We start from the raw sequence: 17,722 nt of genomic DNA on the forward strand, positions 1-17,722 counted from the left end.
TTGTTAAAAATTAAAGAATACCACAGGCGGGCAGCACCTAATAAAGTAATAAAGGGATGTGTTGCCAGTGCTTAATTGAATGAGTTGTGCATTAAGGATTGAAAAACTAATCGTGAGGTACGGGAGTAAGGTCGCCGTCAACGGCCTAAGCACATGTGTTAGGCAAGGAGAGACCTACTGTTTGCTCGGCCCAAATGGGGCAGGCAAGACATCAACTATAAAGGCCGTTCTTGGTCTCGTTAGGTATGAGGGAACCATAGACATACTCGGCATGGGCCCACCAAGGCCTGAGGTCATGAATTACGTAGGCGCAGTCCTAGAGTCGCCATTGATTCTGGAGACTTTGAGCCCAAGGGACTTCCTGGAGTTCGTGGGGTCTGTCAGGGGTGTCAGGGACCCAAAATACGTGGAGACCCTGGTCAGGGCGTTGGGCCTTGAGGAATTCATCGATAAGCCAATAATGTCTCTCTCGGCCGGCAATAGGCAGAGGGTGGCTATCGTAGCTGCCCTAATGCATAGGCCGAGACTCCTACTCATGGATGAGCTTCAACTACCTTGATGCCAAGTCCGTGAGGGTTGTTAAGGAGTTGATGCAGAGACACCTTGAGTCTGGCGGTTCAATACTATTCACGACGCACATAATGGAGGTCGCAGAGAGGGTTTGCACCAGGATTGGCATTATCAATGAGGGTAGGCTAGTAATGGAGGGCACGCCGACAGAGATAATGAACGCGGTCAATGCAGGTAGCCTTGAGGAGGCATTCCTAAGGGCTATTAGGGCTGAGGATGAGATTAGGGGTTTGCTCGAGGGTTTGTGACTATGAATACTTGGGAATTGGGTGAGTTGGTTTATAGGGAATTGATTGTGCAGGCGATAACCCAGGCCAGGAGGACTGGGGCTAGGCCCATCAGGGTTGATAGGTTGGTTGGTGGTTATAGGGTAATTAAGGTAATGGCTTCGGTAATGGTTACGACATACCTACTCACTCCATTAATCATCGCCCTAACCACGCATTGGAGGGGTTTAACCAATATTTACCAATCACCACCCTATGAATACCTAACGATGTACTTCATAATACTCATGACCTACATGCTACTAATGCCAATCGTAACCTCGGTAATGGGCTACCCAACAATTGGCGACCTACTCAGGTCCCTGGGCCTCGGCGAGGGTGTCATAAGCTTGCCGCCATAATATCAATTGTGAGGGCTATCGACATACCACTAACATCGTCGATCGTAACCGCTGCCGTAGTGGCGATAATAATTCACGCACCATCGCCGATCCTCATCACAGCCCAGGCCTTATTACTCGGTCTATTGAGTCCATTAATGGGTATCATCGCCCTAGACACGGTGGTCAGGATGAGAGGCTCCATCAATGCACTACTGACGAGGACCCTAATCATCATTATAAACTCAATACCCTGGGTCGTCGCACTCACACTCCTATTACTCAGTGAGGACCCGGGCATTGTAAGCCCAGGGATTGCCCAATACATACCGCTAATTAGTGACCCATTGGTCATGACGCGCACACCGGCGCTTGCGAGTTCGGTGATAACCACAGTAGCACTGGCTGTATTGGATACGTACCTATTAATTACCGCTGGGCCCAGACTACTAACGCCAAGGCTACCAGGCGGCCCTGAATCATTAATCACTGTCAACAAGCCACTCAGGGAGCTCAGGTTTAGGGGTGCCTTTGCAGGTCTCGTCAGGTACTACATGAGGCAGTTAATTAGTGCCAGGGGATCCCTGGGAATGGTCATTGGGGGACTACTAATGGCCGTGTTCCTATACGCATCCCTAGCCGCATCAATGAATAGCCTAAGCCAGTTTGAGTTGGTGATTGGTGTTATGGCGTACGTGGCTCCACTGGCCTTCATAACCTCATTCCTACCAGTCATGATGTACAACGCCGAGTACTCAGCACTACCAATAATACTCACAATGCCAATAACGCCAGTCAGGAGGATGCTGGCTAAGATACCTATGGCGTTGATCGCCTACTACGTACTTACGTCACCAATAATTGCAATACTCACGGCGCTGCACTACACGTTAACCATACCACCAATACTCGCCCTAGCCACCTCGCCACTGGCCTCCACGGTCATGGCCGCAGTAATATTCCAACTGGAGGTCAGGGACTACCTAAACGGTTCCCAAGACCTAGCCATACTAAACCTCGTGAACACAATACTCATAATCACAGCAACCTCAATACCAATAATAACCTTCATCGCAGCCCAGGTAATTACGGCAAGCATCACCTACTCAACAATGGACATGGCAATAACGGGCATTACTGAAACAGGGTTATTAACCCTAATATTGATCACCCTAGTTAGGGGATAACCCCTGGACAATTTCACTGCTTCTGCTGGGCCTTGGCCTGGGCAGTCTTCTTGCCACCACTCAACTCCTCCTCAATCCACTCAAGCTTACCAAGCATTGGCTGCCTAAGGGTTAGGCTAACCCTAACCACGTCCCTATTACCCGCCGTCACATAACTCACCCCAACCACACGGGCCCTAACCACGTCGCCCCTACCAAGCCTACGCCTACTACGCTCACCAACGAAGGCACCGCTCTGCTTGTCGTAAAGGACCACGTTATCCTCCATCATCTGGGTCCTATGGATAAGGGCATCAATTGGCCCAATCCTAATGAAGGCTCCGAAGTCCTCAGTCCTAACAACCTCACCCTCAACAACCTCATTAATAAGTGGCGTGTAGACCAACGCCTTAAAACGAACCCTGTTGTAGGTCGCGCCATCACCAAATATGACAATGCCCCTCTTACTAACCTCAACGTCGAAAATCGCCACGTAAACACCCACATCCCTCTCAACCCTACCCACGTACTCACCCCACAAAACCTCAAAGGCAACCCTCTCCAACGGCTCACCAAACCTACTCGGTGGAATCCTAATGTAGTCCTCAAGGGTCAAAACCCTAAACATGCACGAACCGTTTTAATAAACCCCTTAAAAAAAACTAATCCAGCCCAAAAACCTCCCTCCACGGCCTACCCTCCTCAACCATCTTAAGTATCAAGACCCTGACCTTCTCAAGGCAGGTCAACAAATCCCTACTAAGCATGTCAGCAATCATAGGGCTCGCCACAGACGCTATTAAGCTTGAGGATGCCACAATCGCCATGTACCTGGCAAGGACAAACTCATTACTAAGCCCAACAACCCTCTCCATAACCCTCCAGGCATTGGTAAGGGCATCACCGCCACAATCAACGCCGAGGGCACCACAGGACCTGTTGAGAACCTCAATACACAGCCTGGCCAAGCCACTAATGACTGATTGGCCATCACCACTAATGACCTCGCTAATCCTGCCAGGCAACTCATCCCTTAGGTACTTAATTAACTCTTCATCCCTCCTAATCATGGCTAAGTCTCCACGATAGTCTCATCAACAAGTATGTTCTCCTCCCTAAACCCCATCTCAATGAGTAGCTTCTTAACCCTCTGCCTCTGGTCACCCTGAACCTCGATCGTGTTCTCCTTAACGGTACCACCAGCCGCAAGCCTACGCTTAAGCTCCTTGGCAATGCCATTAATGTCTATCGCCTTAACATCGGAACTATCAAACTCAATAACAGTGACCAGGTGTCTCTTCCTCCTCTCAACCCTAACCCTAACCAACGCCTGCTCCTTAGCGATCTCAGCCTCCGCACCACTCTCACCACCAAGCACCGACGAAAGCAACTCATCAACTATGTCTCCCTGACCCTCCCCACTCATGGACCGAGTAACTAACTAGTACATGTATTTATATCTTTTGCGTCCAGGAAAGGTAAGCATCAACCACAACCACGGAGGAACCACCAAGGTCAATAAATATCCTACCACCAACACTAACAAGGCCCGTGTAAACAAGGAGGAAACGCACCGACTGGTTAGGCGCCACGTCGAAGGACGCTAGGCAATCCAACGGCGCAGAAACATCAACAACGCCACCAGCGACATCCCTAGTTATGGCAATGGGTCTCGGGAAATCAAGGCCCCTTGGCAGGTCCCAAAGATCAAGCGGTGGATTCAGCGGCCGAGACCTACAGCCCAGGGCCCTGCGGCCAACCACGGAAACGCCAACCACGTAATCACCAACCAGGAAACCAAGGACCAGGTCAAACCAGGGCTTGTCAATAGGCCCGTCAATGACCACGCCCCTAACTGTTAAGCCGTTTATTGGGTACTCACGGCCAAGGTCGACGAGGGTGAACCAGGGAACGGCCTGAATTGGCAGTAGGTACTTATCACCAACCCTCCTAGCCCCAAACCTCCTACCAAGGTCAACACTGGAAGCCCTAAACAGAGCCTCAAGCTCGTCCAGGGAAATCGCCGTGAACCTACCGCCGAACTGCCTAACAACCATAACCATCAAACACAGGCATTTTTAAGAGCCTCCTCGCACTTGACATGAACATCCCTTGGAGTCCTAGGTATAACATTAAGCAGCACCTTACGGGCAAGCTCAAGCTTCTCACTCATAACCCTCTCCACGAGCTCAGCCGTAACCGCCTGACGCGGCACCCAAATGTCGTAGTCAGTCACCAGGGCAAGCAGTGAATAGCACATGCCGAGCTCACGCACCAGGTTGATCTCGGGCACGAGGGTCATACCAATAATGTCACAGCCATAGACATCCCTCCAAACCCTGGACTCAGCCTTAGTACTAAACCTCGGACCCTCAATACACACGTAGCACCCACCAAGGTGAGTCTTATTAACCTTCGAGGCCTCCTCATAGAGAAGTTGATTAATAACGGGGTTAAACGGCTCGAGACCAATCTGTATATGGCATGTCCTTGGGCCGTCAAAGAACGTGTACTCCCTGCCCTTAGTCGCGTCGAAGAATTGGTCGGGAATAACGAAGTCACCAGGCGCAAAGTCCTGCCTAAGACTACCAACAGCACTAACACCAATCACAACCTTAACACCGAGAGCCCACAAAGCCCAGGCATTAGCCTATACGGTATCCTGTGCGGTGGGTACCTATGTCCACGCCCATGCCTAGGCAAGAAGGCAACCCACTCACTACCAACCCTACCAATAACCACATTATCACTTGGAAGACCATAAGGCGTGTGGAGCTGAACCTCGAAGTACTCACTGAAGAACCCAGCCTCATAAAGACCACTACCACCAATAACACCAACGTAAGGCAACGAATCAATACCCAACTCACCCGGGCTGACGGGTGCCCTCGTAACCGTCAACTTCCTAACCTCAACCACGGTAAGGCAGGTAAAAGAAACCTTAAAAGCGTTACCCAACAAAAAGGCAGGATCACAAACCACCAACCCTACCAAGCCCCTCCCTCAAGGTCTTTAGGGCGTTCTCAAGCTCGTCACCCCACCTGACCTTCGGCTTCAACTCCTCGACCCTCCTGACCAATTCATTAATCAGTAGTTTAATGTCTATTGCCGCTTCCTCCCTATTCCTGTACTTACTCACGGCCATGTCAGGGTCAGGGCCATTATGCTGGTAATCATGAAGATCAAGCGCAATGCTGGTCCATGCTGACATATTACGATGACCAATCTCCTCGAGCATCTGTGACAGGGCCTTCATCCTACTCGTCGGAACCCTTGGAACAGCCCTATTAATTAGCCACTGTCTCTCCTCATCGCTTCTGACCAACTTAAGTAATTTATCAAGCTCGAGCTTAAGTAGGGCCGCCAACAGAGCACGCCAAGCCTGAAAAACCTTACCAGCAGCATTCCTAACCAAGCCATCCTCAAGGAATTTAACGGCGAGAGACGCCTCAACCAAAGACTCAAGAAGCCTCGCATTTACATAATCCTCACTCGTCGGCTTAGACAACGGCTTCTCTATTGTTTCCGCACACATCGTGGTGTTGGTTAATCCCCTTAAATACCTATTGACCATGTCCCAACCACGCCCAGGGTCATTACGGGCCTTGACTCCCCGACTTACTCAATTCCTCCTTTAATGCATTGAGTGCATTCTCGAGTTGGTCACTCCACTTAACCCTCTGCTTCAAATCCTCAACCCTCCTAACCAACTCCCTAACCAACCCAATCACGGCAATAGCGCCTCACCCCTATCCCTAAACTTCGACACCGCCATGTCAGGGTCCGGACCATTGTACTGATAATCATGGAGCTCCAGGGCCAATGACGTATTTGCCAGGAGCCCAACATGGCCAATCTTCTCAAGCATTTGCGAGAGCCTAACCAACCTAGTAGTCGGAACCCTAGGCACAGCCCTATTGACCAGCCACTTCCTCTCCTCATCCGTTCTAACCAATTGAACCAACCTATCCAACTCAAGCCTCAGTAACGCCGCCATTAAGGCACGCCAGGATTGAAAAACCTTACCGGCAGCATTACGAACCAAGCCACGGCCAAGGAACTCAAGGGCCAATTGCGCCTCGACAATGGACTCAAGCAACCTAGCACCCACGTAATCCTCCGTGGTTGGTTTGGGTAATGGCTTCTCAAGGACCTCGGCATCCACAAACAATGACCAACCAACCCCACTTAAATACCCATCGCCAACGCCCCAATCACTAACCGCACCATGCACTCCGCCAGCATTGAGGACCAACACAACTACCTAATCACCACCCTACCCAACTCCTCACCCAACGCCTTAAACGCCGCCTCAAGCTCATCACCCCACCTAACCCTCGTCCTCAACCCATCCACCCTACCCAACAACTCCCTGACCAACATAACCACGGCAACCGCAGCCTCATACCTACTCCTAAACTTAGACAGGACCAAGTCCGGGTCAGGACCATTATACTGATAATCATGCAGATTAAGTACGGTGTCTGTTACGAAGTAAATCCCCGAATAACCAACCTCCTCAAGCATCTGCGATAAAGCCCTCATCCTACTCGTTGGCACCCTTGGTACGGCTTTGTCCACGAGCCACTTCCTCTCATCCTCACTCCTCACGACCTGCAACAACTTATCCAACTCGAGCCTAAGCAGGGCCGCTAGTAACGCTCTCCATGCCTGGAAAGCCTTACCAGCCGCATTCCTAACCAGGCCCCTATCCAGGAACTCAAGGGCTAGCCTAGCTCGATTAGTGACTCGAGTAACCTCGCACCCGCATAATCCTCCATCGTAGGCTTAGGCAAAGGCCTCTCAATGGCTTCCACATCCACAGGTAGTACCTAACCAGCTCCTTAAAATACCTTAAGGCCCACCAACACCATGACGACCCAACTACCCCGTGAATACCTCCTAATCAACGCATCATAATCAACCTCCGCATCCCTACCAAAGAGCTCATCCCTAGACTCCTTAGGTGAAGGTCAAAGAGCACTGCAGACACACCAATTATAAAGGCATCTCCCTTAGAAAAAACAACGACATCTCACAAAATCATAAACCACACAACGAACAACCATACAACAGACAGGGCAACACACGCCACGCAGGAAAATCCAAGAAAGCCAGGAAGGGTAATGGCTGGGCATGACTAGGATCATCGAGAACGCAGACCCAAACCTGGGAATCGACATAATTCACGAGACAATGACCAAAACACTAACCACCTAATAATACTCACACTCTCCACTTAATTACACCACCCTACGTATTCGCCATAAAACACATGCATACCCAACACTCAACAATCACTTTAAACCTGCAGAATAAAGCGCGACCCACTAATACCCACGCAGCAATCAACATCTCCAGTCAAGGTCAATTAAGGGCTTAATCCAGGGCAACAATACTTATTACAAGCTTTACAGGGATTAACTACTAAGGTGTTCACAACAGACCTATTCACAGCAGGCAGGATATACTTCGAAAGCAAAAACGTGGCGAGCTTCCGACATCAACGACTTCATAAACTTCATAAAACTCACCACCGAGAAAAATCACTAAGCACAGGCGAAGCCGCGGAAATAGCCAAGGCCCTAAACATCAACGCAAGGGATGTGCTAGGCTACACATCACTCAGCTGGCACCTCGGGATACTGGCCACGGGCTACGGCAACACCTACACACCAATAAGGCTCGCCAAAGACATAGCCAAAAACCTGCGAAAAACCCAATAAGCAATGCCTAGAACTACTACGCAGCACATTCCTAAGGTGGGCACCACTATAGGTTCTCTTCCAATACCTATCAGGTAGGAAATTCGACAGGGGGGATCGTTGAGGAGTTCGGCGGCGAAATGAGGATGTGGAATAGAATAATGATGGAAATAGGCTTACGGATAAAAACCTACAGGGGCGAACCACCAACCAAGCCCTTCAACGACTACCTAATCCCAAGACTATTCAATAAATTAATCAACCAGCTAGGCCTCAGCGACGTAAGCACAGGGGAACTCAGGAACCAATCATTAACCACCGTCAAGAGCAGGGACGGCGAACCACTAGCCGCAGTCGGCATAGCCCACATCATTTACTCATCATCCAAAGAAGCCACGCTGGTTTCACAATACCTCGACAAGTACGGCCTAATATTCATAACCAAGGTACTAAAGACCCGCGCAAGCCGCGTAAACGTGAACATAATAGTGAAGAAACAAGGGCTCAGGGAACTAAGCCCTACAGACATCAAACAAATCGCGATGAACGAAGGCATTGACGCGGATAGCATCAACCTGGAATTCACAAATAAACCACTACACGCAAAAATCTACGCATCAAACAACGACATATTCATAACAAGCGCAAACCTACTCAAAAACTCCCTCACCAGAAACGTCGAGACAGGCCTAATGATAAGGAACCAACCCCAACACGAAATCGAAACACTCATAAACGAACTAAGAACCTAACACCAAGACACAAACAAACACAACAAAACTCACCACACACTAAATCAAACCCCAAGGGAAAAATACACTCATTGAACCTCGGTACACCAACCTTCCCTCACCATCAATATTCTATTGAAATCTTCTATCGTGCCATATAATATGCACCATGCCACCGTGCAATATAATAGTCTTTCAATATTCTATTGAAATCCTCAACTGAGGAGTTGATTGACATTGGCTACGCAATAGTTGATTACGGCTTTCAATATTCTATTGAAATCTTCTTTCCTACCCGTGTCCTCCCCACCAGCTATGTATAGGCTTTCAATATTCTATTGAAATCTTCGTTTAAGGAATTTTCCAGCTTCTGTGATTATTGACGTTTTAACTTTCAATATTCTATTGAAATCTTCCTATGTAGAGGCAATATTATTGAACACCGTGTCTGCCCCTTTCAATATTCTATTGAAATCTTCTGGTTCGCTGGTTTATTTGCCCCTTTATAAGTCTTTTTCTTTCGTATTTAGGCTCCATTGGAACATGTTTCTACTTCTAATCTTCACGAACCGTGTTTGTTCTCACGGTCTGCATTAGGAATTGAATTGTTGTTATAATGATATTTCAGCTTCTCAATACCGTACTTGTTCTAATGATGCTTTATCCATTGTAAAATGGAGAAAGTGCATGGTACCATGCACTCTATACGAACATTGATGCATTCAATTACACAAGGAAACACTTAAAAGTGAATGCACGAAACCATGCACATCAAACACCCTTCAGCGCACGGCTTCACGCACCTGGGCCTCACCGTGAGCGGCCAATCCTAGCCTAATGCCACGGCATTAATGAGCCTCGTGGTCGCCACTAAAAGCCAGGTGGGCATTACGCAACACCCAATGACGCACCCCAAAGGCCCATGAAAAACTGCAAACCACGTCAAAGCAACACCACGCTTAAATAAGATCCAAAAGGTCAAATAATGAGCGGAAGGGATGACAAGCCCTGTAGCAATGACACGGCCAATTCCCGAAAATATTGCGTCAAGACCCCTCATCAAGAAGCTTCCTAACCTCCTGAATCAGGGCCTCGATTATCGGCACCCTAGCCCTCACACCCTCGGCATTAAGTACCCTCGCCAAACCCCTCCACGTAGAGGAAGTATCCATGAACCCAGGCACACCAGGCAGTATTACCAAGCCTACGAGCCGCACTATCCAGCAACCCCATACTCCACCTATCCCTGGCCAGGGCTTCCCTAGCCTCCTCAAGCCCCTTGGCAATGGCCAACGCCTTCACCGTCTCCTCCACAGCCTTATAAAACGCCGCACACGCCCAAGCCACATCACCCCTACCCATCGACTCAACACCCTCACTAAACATCCTCACGGCCAACTCAGCATGAGCCCTAAACTCCCCACCAACCATACCGAACAATTAACAAACACAAACCTAAAAGCCTTAAGCCATAAACCCACAACCTAACGCCCAGGGAAACCCAGCACACCAAGCAACTTTCCCGTGAGCATCAAGGTCGTAACAATCAAGGCAAAACGCCTAAGACGACAGCTTGACCCCTTTAATCATTGCAATGCCTTATTGATTCATGGACCATGAATGCCTACAGACCACAACATAAAAAAATCTTCACCTAAAACTCCCCACACACGCTCTAGGTACGCCTTAACGACCCACGAATACGCAGCACAAACCCAACGTGGTCACAATTTCACTAAGTAATAAATCCCAACGCATCTTCAGCACTTCAGGCTGGTCATAATCTCCACCCTCTCAAATTAAATAGGCCCTTTCTCGTTAACCTCATTCACATGCTTATAAATTCAGGCTTCACACCAATTAATATAGGCATGCCTTGCTTGTTTGACAAGTCTGTTTATTCAAATCCCTTCCATCTCTATATTTAAATTCGTACGCACCAGAAGACGCTTCCCTAATGAAACCGTTAGAAGTTATAAAGCCCTCTATTTTACTCATGGGATCTCGACCGTAAAAGGCACTAACCCTTTCCGGACAATGGTATCCACATTTTAACTTAATACGATTCATATTTAAAGTCTTGTCACGGAATTCCGTGACAAAACCTTAAATACAAATTGACTATTATTGCACGGTGGTAATACGGCCTTGTTCAGGTACATCATGATTACGGCATTAATCATTACTTCACTCGTTATAGTATCACCCAGTTTTGCCTTTGCTCAGTCCACATCCTCGGTAAGCATTGGTTCCGTGACCGCCCTAAGTATGTACCCAACACCTGTTAATGGACAGTACCTAATAGCTGCCGGTGTTAATTCCAGTGATCAGTACTATGTATATTTACTTTCCTGGTCACCAAGTGGTGGTCTTAAGACATTATGGAGTATGAACGAACCTGAGGAGGTTACGTCAGTGGCAGTTTCACAGAACTATGTAATTGTGGGTTTAAGCGGATATTCAGGTGAACAAGGTATTGTTAACGCCTATTCAATCAATGGTAAAGAGCTATGGAGCTATACCTTTCCATATTCCTGGGTTGTTGGTATAAACAGTATTGCTATATCCCTAATCAGCAATTGGTCGCAGCTGCCACAAGCGGCCCTCCAGGGCAGCCATATGGTGATTTAATAGTATTTAATGCAGCAATAGGCAATGCCATCTGGAGTTATACATATGGTACATCCCAATTCTTAGGCACTAAGGAAGCCATCTTTTCACCCAATGGCAACTACCTCCTCCTAATTGCTGGTAATGGGTATGCCTCTGGCGGCTATGTTATTCTCTTCAATGCCTATAATGGGCAGGTGATTTGGGATTTATTGAATCTTGCTGACCCGAACGTGGCATCACTCAGTCCCGACGGTCAATACATAGTTGTCGGTTCGGCGAATTCCTACGCCTGGGGTGGTCATAATCATGCATACCTAATAAGCATCAGCGGTGATGTCCTATGGAGTTACACCACAGGCCCTAACGCACCAAATGCCTGGTCTGATTGGGTATCTACGAACTACGGCGCGAGCAGGACAGCCGTGGCAGGCAACGGCTACCTGTACTTCTTCAACATCGATGGCTCAATAACCTGGCAATACCCACTGGGCTTTGGTAACTCCCTGGTTGCCGAGTCTGAGGATGGTAATATTGTCGCTGTGGCTGAGCTTGGCGGTAATGAGTTACTAGTCTTTAATGGCACAGGGTTGCCCATGACGTACACAGTGCCAAGTCAAATAAATAACATGGTAATGAGCAGTGATGGCTCATTGATAGTACTAGGCACACAATCAGGGGTTGTGGCTATTCCATTATCAGAGTTCTCCTCACCAGTAGGCTCTAAGTCAATACCTGTTGTTATGTTCAATGGATATGACCAATACTTCCAATCATCAAATTGTTGGTGGAACTCCCCAACTACTGACTTTAGCGTTATTGGGTTTGTATATATCGAGAACCCTAACCCCACAAATCCTGAATTTCTTTGGTATAGTGCTTATTGCGGTGAAGCTAGTGTGACCATTTATGACGATTCAATAGCTTTTAATGTTAAACTTAATAATGGTGGCGGTTGGCACTCCACCTATGTAAATATAACACAGCCTGGGTGGTATATCATTGGTACGGTTTATATAAATGACGAGAAGGCTACACTCTATGTTAAGCAATGGGGTTCAAATACTGTATTATCATCATCAATAACATTACCACCAGGTTATGAATTATGGCAACCAGCCTGCGGCTTTCCAGCAATTGGCGCATACACATGCGGCTGGACCAGGAATTACTTCAACGGTGCTATTTATTACCTCGCCTTCTATACGCAGGCAATTAATCAGGAATCCATGGATTACATATTTAATAATCCCCTCAACATCAATAATCTTCCTAATAACGGATTAGTTGCCTTATACCTAGCTAACTCGTATAATCAACAATCTAGTGTTTGGGTTGACACAATAAGCGGTAATAATGCACAAGGGGCAAACGGCCCATATTAACATACTTAACAATAACACCAGTATCACCTGCATATTATGACGTGGTCTTTACCGAGACAGGGCTGCCTAGTGGCCTTCAATGGTCTGTGACGTTGAATGGCACAACTGAAAGCTCCACATCCAACCAGATAGTGTTTAAGGTGATAAGCGGTAATTATGAGTACGCAATAAATGTACCAAGTGGTTACACCGTAACACCTCAGTCAGGCACATTAATCGTAACTGCAAATACAACACTTAGTATAACCGTGGTACCAATGACGTACTCAGTCACATTTGTGGAGAGCGGTTTACCACAGGGTACCCAATGGTTTGTTTATTTAAATGGCCGTGAGGAGGGTTCGGTAGGTAATGAGATAGTGTTTAATGAATCCAATGGGTATTATCAATTTACAATACCCAGCGTAGGTAATTATTCACCAACGCCATCCAGTGGTAATGTTACTGTAAGTAATGGGAATGTAATCATTACAGTATACTTCACACAGGCACCCAGTTACCAATCACAACCCAAACAAGCCATAAGCATCTTCAATTTCAATTCACTACTTATCGACCTAATCATTGCCATAATAATTCTACTCATGGTTATAGCAGTTATCGAGGCTTTGAAACTGAGGAGGAAGTAAGCCTCTTAAAATCAAAACTAATTTTATTATATTATTAGTAAGTTCATTGCGATAACTGTCACGGCATCTCGTGACAATTTCTTAAATAAGTGCTAAGATGCATAAGTACGGTGGTTGATTAATGAATGCGGGTATAATTGGGTTGTTGGTTGCCGTGGTTGTCCTGGCCGCGGTCTCCATCTTCTTCGCATACCAATGGTACACGGTGATACTTAGTTATAAACCAGTATATCAGTCATTAGAGGCAGAATACAATGCATTACTTTCCAAGTACAACTCATTAATGACCAACTACACCAACCTGGAAACCAACTATGACTCCCTGGAGAATAATTATAATTCTCTGCAGTCTCAATACGCCTCACTTCAAAGCCAATACAGTACCCTGCAGTCAAGGTACAATTCACTAGTGATTAATTACACGAACTTACAGTCTGAGTACAATGCATGCATATCCATGCAGACACCCTACACAACTTCGGGAACACCAACAACATTACCCGCAGGTACTTATTACGGCATCTCCATGGGGATGTACACGCCTTACACGAATTTAACACTTGGCCCAGGCACATACGTCTTTACCGCGCAAACCCCGACAACACTTTACCTACTTATTACTACGCAATCCATAACAGGTATATACGGCTCATCTTTACCACAGGGTACACTGGTCTTCATGGGAGAGAACTCAATTACACTAACTCTTAACAAGCCTGAGGGTGTGGCTATACTAACACCGACACAGACACAGTTAACCATCACATATAACGGAAAGCCGCTATATGTAACCGCAATTCAAAGCGCCCCCAACACTCAGAATAGTTGTGGCTATAATGGTTATCCCTACGGTTATCAGGGGTGCGGCCCCATTTATATAGTACTGTGGTTAACCGATGGCTCTCATTACTTCTACGTGAATGGTGGTCCATTCTGCACGGGATTTACGGCAAACCCAGTAATGGGTGAGGAGACAATACCCATCGGCTCAGCTAACACATGCTCAGGTGCAACCATTGGCTAATTGACCCGCTTACACGTTCGTGGTCAAAAGTATCACGCCCGTATTTGTATCGGTATTTTTAATGTTCCTGGCGGCGCTAATAATATCCCATGGACTATGTTATACTTCTTACTTACACTAGTCCTCACCGAGCCATGACCCGTTAATTCCACATTACCCAGGCTTATTCGCCCATTCACACCGTAACTCCTAGGTATCCTTATCAAGATATCCTTAATGTTATTGAGTATATCTACGCTAAAGTAGTCCCTTGGTGGATAGTAATACAGGTTAAATGAGTAATTATAGCTAAAGGTACTTCCTGGAGCCACCGGCCTACCTAGATTAAAAATCAAGTTACACATGTTTAACGGGCATTTATCCCTCTCCAATCTCTCCGTTATCTTTACATCACCACACCTGAACCTTAATGGCTCATCCCAGTCAATATCTCCATAGACCCTAATAAAGACAGTATTAATATCCGTAAGACCCATGTTCTGCGTTATCACAGAAACATGATGCTTCATAACCAGGTAATTACTTGTGACCCCATTAACACTAAGTGTTATCCTCTCCCCACTAATTAAACTCCCGTGTAACACAGATGATGCGAGGTCATAACCCTCACCATCAACACACTTAACAATAACCCCAATCCTAATACCCCTATCCAATACCCTAGAGAGCTTCTGTTGATGCCACAGCGTCTCCCTCATTAAATCCGTGAACTTAACACAGGGAACATAAAATAATAGCCTATTCATGATAATTAATAAAGACTGTAAATCATTATCAAGATAATACCTACTAAATTGCACACATAACTCAACAGCAATAATTATTTAAAAAATTTATCTAAAAATAATTTATAGGTTTAATTCTTAAACACCATTTTAAATTTATGATAATGCATTTATTATTTTATTATTAATTTCAATCATTTATTGTATAAATCTATATATAAACACTATATTTTACACCACAGTTATGATGAGTAATGCTTTAATGCCGCTCATGGCTTATTTAATTAATGGGTATTTCATGGTCATTCATGGAAAATACTAGTGACGTGAGCGTCTTAATTCTATTTCAGGTAATCCCTAAACCAAATAGTTAGAGGTGAGATAATGGATGCGGATAAATTCATTGAGCAGTGTTTTCCGAATGCGATGTTCGAGTTTAACGAGTTTCTAGCCAGGTATAAGAAGGTTGGTAAGCTTGGTTTTGATGATTGGCAAATTGTCTCTGAGGTTGCCAGTGCAGTTCGTAAGATGCTAGAGGAGGGTAGGCAAAACAACTGCCAGGACTTGAGGAACAAAATAATAGAGGTTGTCACGAAGTCCCTGGATAGCGTCGGCATTGATAGGTATTCAATAACGAGGGCGTACAAGCACGGAATGACCGAGGAGGTCAGGGACATAATCCTCGAAATATTCCCAAACATAGAATGGATAAGAGAACCAACACCAATACAGGTGATTGAATCTTCACAACCGAGGCAGGAGGAGATCGTGGTGAAACCATCACGCACACCTTCCCAATACGACTTACCACCCATAGAACCCTCACCCCAGCAACCACCACAACAACCAAAGCCCAACCCTCCATCACCACCCCCTCAACAACAGCCACAGACACCGAAAGAACCACAAAACTACTCGGTGGATCATGACTATGAACATAACATCATCATCGATGCACTCATAGGCTTTATTTTTTACAGTCTCCCTATTATCGCCCCAGCAGCCTACGTGTATTCACGGGTATATCCCATAGCCGTACAGGAGTCCTCCGCCGGCCTCGCGATATTCATGTCCTTAATATTGATAGGGGCGATAATACTTACGAATATCCTCGTCAAAGAATACACTAGATGGAGGTACATGCGATTGGGTCGTTTTGGTTATAAGATTGATGCGGAGGCGGTCCATATGGCTTACTTGATTCTTGATGTAATTGCCATAATAGCCGTCTTGATAGTCTATGCTGATTTGTTGATAACGGTCATAAACATGAACCAAATAGGAGCCTTCATAGCAGTGATATTCCTAGGACTCATAATCTTCGGAGGCTACATTCTTGCAAGAGAGTACGCGAAGTACCGATTAGTAAAGCTGCTGGGCCCACCACGGTGATGAATAATGAGTACTGATAAACTTACTGAGTGTTATGAGGATTGTCTTAAGTTTCATGGTGATAATCAGGTAGCACTGCAGACTTGTTACTCAATTTGTGATGCCCTATGGAGTCAGAAGGCCAAATGCCCTGACCTGGGGTCATTTAAGGGTTGTTTCCCGCAAGGCATTATGGAACTTGAGGAGTTCATGGCTAAATACTGGAGGATTGGCAGTGGTGGCTTCGAGGATTGGCAGATTGTCTCTGAGGTTGAGAGCGTAGTCGTTAAGATGCTTGAGGAAGGTAAGAAAAGCGGGTGCCCAGACACCGAAGACACAATCACCAAGATTATAATCAATTCACTGGACTGCCTAGGCATTGATAGGTACTCAATCAAGAGGGGCTATGGGCACGGTATACCCGAGGAAGCCAGGAAAATAGTCAGTAAGGTATTCCCAAACATGGAATGGATATGGACGCCCAGACCAGTACCACCAATGCCAATACCACGAAACCCAATACCTCCACCACCCCCTCCACAACCTGAACCGCCACCACGTCCTGGTAGGGGTCGTTGGGTAAGGGATACCGCAGCAATAACCCTCATTATACTGGGCTTACTTGCGTGGGTTTATGGAGTCTTTATAGCCCAAATAATGCTTCCCGTGGTTGTTGCATTCATTTTTGCCCTCGTAGCCCTCATATTAAGGCCTGGATGGCACACAGGGCTATGGTTCTCAATAACGCTAATAAGCCTAATAATAATGCTAGGTGCAGGAACACCACTCCTGATTGTCAATCCCATGAGCAGTGCACCACAGCCCTCATCATCCCAGGTAAGTATAACGGCCCCTCAATCCGTTAGCATAGGCCCCAGTTGGGTTGGTCAGTTCATTAGTATTGTTAATCAGTATAGGGCTGGTGAGGGTGCACCACCGCTTCAGTACTGCCCATGGCTCAGTAACTTTGCCCAGGTCAGGCTCAACACCATGGCCATGGACCCAGCAATAAGCCACTATGGCTATGAGGAGGACTACCAGGAATACCTAAGTCAGTACCAAAGCTTCCTAATAACTGGTGAGGAGGCACTATTCCCAAGCGGTTACACACCGAGCCAATACGTGCAATACATGATTAACAACGCACCAATCCACTGGAGGGGCTTAATGAATCCCAACTACACGTACTATGGCTACTG

19 protein-coding genes, 3 pseudogenes and 1 CRISPR repeat array are annotated in these 17,722 nt (G+C 46.6%); of the genes and pseudogenes, 12 read left to right on the forward strand and 10 right to left on the reverse strand.

Annotated elements, in window-relative coordinates; genetic code table 11:
• Positions 1-79 precede the first annotated feature (79 nt).
• The 4 genes from JCM14467_RS18765 to JCM14467_RS12890 are packed head-to-tail and all read left to right on the forward strand — an operon-like array spanning position 80 to position 2,364.
• A complete protein-coding gene (locus JCM14467_RS18765; protein ID WP_252901653.1) occupies positions 80-559 on the forward strand; it encodes an ATP-binding cassette domain-containing protein in 480 nt (159 codons plus the stop codon).
• Positions 540-818, forward strand: coding sequence for a hypothetical protein (locus tag JCM14467_RS18770; RefSeq protein WP_252901654.1), 279 nt, complete (start codon positions 540-542; stop codon positions 816-818). The genes JCM14467_RS18765 and JCM14467_RS18770 overlap by 20 nt, the downstream gene beginning before the upstream one ends.
• Positions 819-820: 2 nt before the next feature.
• Complete coding sequence (locus JCM14467_RS18775; RefSeq protein WP_252901655.1) at positions 821-1,198, forward strand: hypothetical protein; 378 nt, start codon at positions 821-823, stop codon at positions 1,196-1,198.
• Positions 1,199-1,206: 8 nt separating this feature from the next.
• Complete coding sequence (locus JCM14467_RS12890; RefSeq protein WP_252901656.1) at positions 1,207-2,364, forward strand: hypothetical protein; 1,158 nt, start codon at positions 1,207-1,209, stop codon at positions 2,362-2,364.
• Positions 2,365-2,377: 13 nt separating this feature from the next.
• Here JCM14467_RS12890 and JCM14467_RS12895 read toward each other — a convergent pair whose 3' ends face one another.
• The 8 genes and pseudogenes from JCM14467_RS12895 to JCM14467_RS12930 form a co-directional block, all read right to left on the reverse strand.
• Positions 2,378-2,971, reverse strand: coding sequence for a DNA-directed RNA polymerase (locus JCM14467_RS12895; RefSeq protein ID WP_054850430.1), 594 nt, complete (start codon positions 2,969-2,971; stop codon positions 2,378-2,380).
• A 34-nt stretch (positions 2,972-3,005) separates the two neighbouring features.
• The gene (locus tag JCM14467_RS12900; RefSeq protein ID WP_054850431.1) at positions 3,006-3,413 is read right to left on the reverse strand and encodes a hypothetical protein; all 408 of its coding nucleotides are present in this window, start codon (positions 3,411-3,413) and stop codon (positions 3,006-3,008) included.
• Positions 3,414-3,415: 2 nt separating this feature from the next.
• Positions 3,416-3,769 (reverse strand): translation initiation factor, encoded by a 354-nt coding sequence (locus JCM14467_RS12905; protein ID WP_054850432.1) that lies wholly within the window; start codon positions 3,767-3,769, stop codon positions 3,416-3,418.
• 28 nt (positions 3,770-3,797) lie between these two features.
• Positions 3,798-4,406: a hypothetical protein gene (locus JCM14467_RS12910; RefSeq protein WP_054850433.1), complete on the reverse strand. Its 609-nt coding sequence runs from the start codon at positions 4,404-4,406 to the stop codon at positions 3,798-3,800.
• Positions 4,406-5,244, reverse strand: a pseudogene (locus JCM14467_RS12915) (S-methyl-5'-thioadenosine phosphorylase). Before JCM14467_RS12915 ends, JCM14467_RS12910 begins: the two are co-directional and overlap by 1 nt.
• Before the next feature lie 70 nt (positions 5,245-5,314).
• Positions 5,315-5,878, reverse strand: coding sequence for a PaREP1 family protein (locus JCM14467_RS12920; protein WP_054850444.1), 564 nt, complete (start codon positions 5,876-5,878; stop codon positions 5,315-5,317).
• Positions 5,879-5,939: 61 nt separating this feature from the next.
• Positions 5,940-6,508, reverse strand: a pseudogene (locus JCM14467_RS12925) (PaREP1 family protein).
• A gap of 95 nt (positions 6,509-6,603) precedes the next feature.
• Positions 6,604-7,166, reverse strand: a pseudogene (locus JCM14467_RS12930) (PaREP1 family protein).
• 609 nt (positions 7,167-7,775) lie between these two features.
• Here JCM14467_RS12930 and JCM14467_RS12935 point away from each other — a divergent pair.
• Both JCM14467_RS12935 and JCM14467_RS12940 read left to right on the forward strand, forming a co-directional pair.
• Positions 7,776-8,069 carry a hypothetical protein gene (locus JCM14467_RS12935; RefSeq protein ID WP_054850434.1) on the forward strand — a complete coding sequence of 98 codons (294 nt, stop codon included), beginning with the start codon at positions 7,776-7,778 and terminating at the stop codon, positions 8,067-8,069.
• Between the two features lie 119 nt (positions 8,070-8,188).
• Positions 8,189-8,800 carry a phospholipase D-like domain-containing protein gene (locus JCM14467_RS12940; protein ID WP_252901657.1) on the forward strand — a complete coding sequence of 204 codons (612 nt, stop codon included), beginning with the start codon at positions 8,189-8,191 and terminating at the stop codon, positions 8,798-8,800.
• 100 nt (positions 8,801-8,900) lie between these two features.
• A CRISPR array of direct repeats spans positions 8,901-9,258; the repeat unit is 25 nt; unit sequence CTTTCAATATTCTATTGAAATCTTC.
• A 649-nt stretch (positions 9,259-9,907) separates the two neighbouring features.
• Here JCM14467_RS12940 and JCM14467_RS12945 read toward each other — a convergent pair.
• On the reverse strand, positions 9,908-10,210 hold the full coding sequence (locus JCM14467_RS12945; protein WP_252901658.1) for a PaREP1 family protein: 303 nt from the start codon (positions 10,208-10,210) through the stop codon (positions 9,908-9,910).
• A gap of 696 nt (positions 10,211-10,906) precedes the next feature.
• Here JCM14467_RS12945 and JCM14467_RS12950 point away from each other — a divergent pair.
• The 4 genes from JCM14467_RS12950 (at position 10,907) to JCM14467_RS12965 (ending at position 14,427) form a co-directional block, all read left to right on the forward strand.
• Entirely contained in the window at positions 10,907-11,410 is a 504-nt protein-coding gene (locus JCM14467_RS12950) for a hypothetical protein (protein WP_054850436.1), read from the forward strand.
• Positions 11,359-12,774: a PQQ-binding-like beta-propeller repeat protein gene (locus tag JCM14467_RS12955; RefSeq protein WP_054850437.1), complete on the forward strand. Its 1,416-nt coding sequence runs from the start codon at positions 11,359-11,361 to the stop codon at positions 12,772-12,774. The genes JCM14467_RS12950 and JCM14467_RS12955 overlap by 52 nt, the downstream gene beginning before the upstream one ends.
• 86 nt (positions 12,775-12,860) lie before the next feature.
• Entirely contained in the window at positions 12,861-13,403 is a 543-nt protein-coding gene (locus JCM14467_RS12960; RefSeq protein WP_252901659.1) for a hypothetical protein, read from the forward strand.
• Positions 13,404-13,524: 121 nt separating this feature from the next.
• Complete coding sequence (locus tag JCM14467_RS12965; protein WP_054850439.1) at positions 13,525-14,427, forward strand: hypothetical protein; 903 nt, start codon at positions 13,525-13,527, stop codon at positions 14,425-14,427.
• A gap of 32 nt (positions 14,428-14,459) precedes the next feature.
• On the opposite strand, the gene JCM14467_RS12970 is transcribed toward JCM14467_RS12965, so the two are convergent.
• Entirely contained in the window at positions 14,460-15,173 is a 714-nt protein-coding gene (locus JCM14467_RS12970; protein ID WP_252901660.1) for a hypothetical protein, read from the reverse strand.
• A gap of 363 nt (positions 15,174-15,536) precedes the next feature.
• Between JCM14467_RS12970 and JCM14467_RS12975 the strand changes: the two genes are divergently transcribed.
• Positions 15,537-16,544, forward strand: a complete 1,008-nt coding sequence (locus JCM14467_RS12975; protein ID WP_054850441.1) for a hypothetical protein — start codon at positions 15,537-15,539, stop codon at positions 16,542-16,544.
• Positions 16,545-16,715: 171 nt separating this feature from the next.
• Positions 16,716-17,722, forward strand: a 1,007-nt coding sequence (locus JCM14467_RS12980; protein ID WP_252901661.1) for a CAP domain-containing protein, incomplete at its 3' end; no start/stop codon positions are given.

The organism is Vulcanisaeta sp. JCM 14467, assembly GCF_001316245.1.
GTDB lineage: Archaea > Thermoproteota > Thermoprotei > Thermoproteales > Thermocladiaceae > Vulcanisaeta.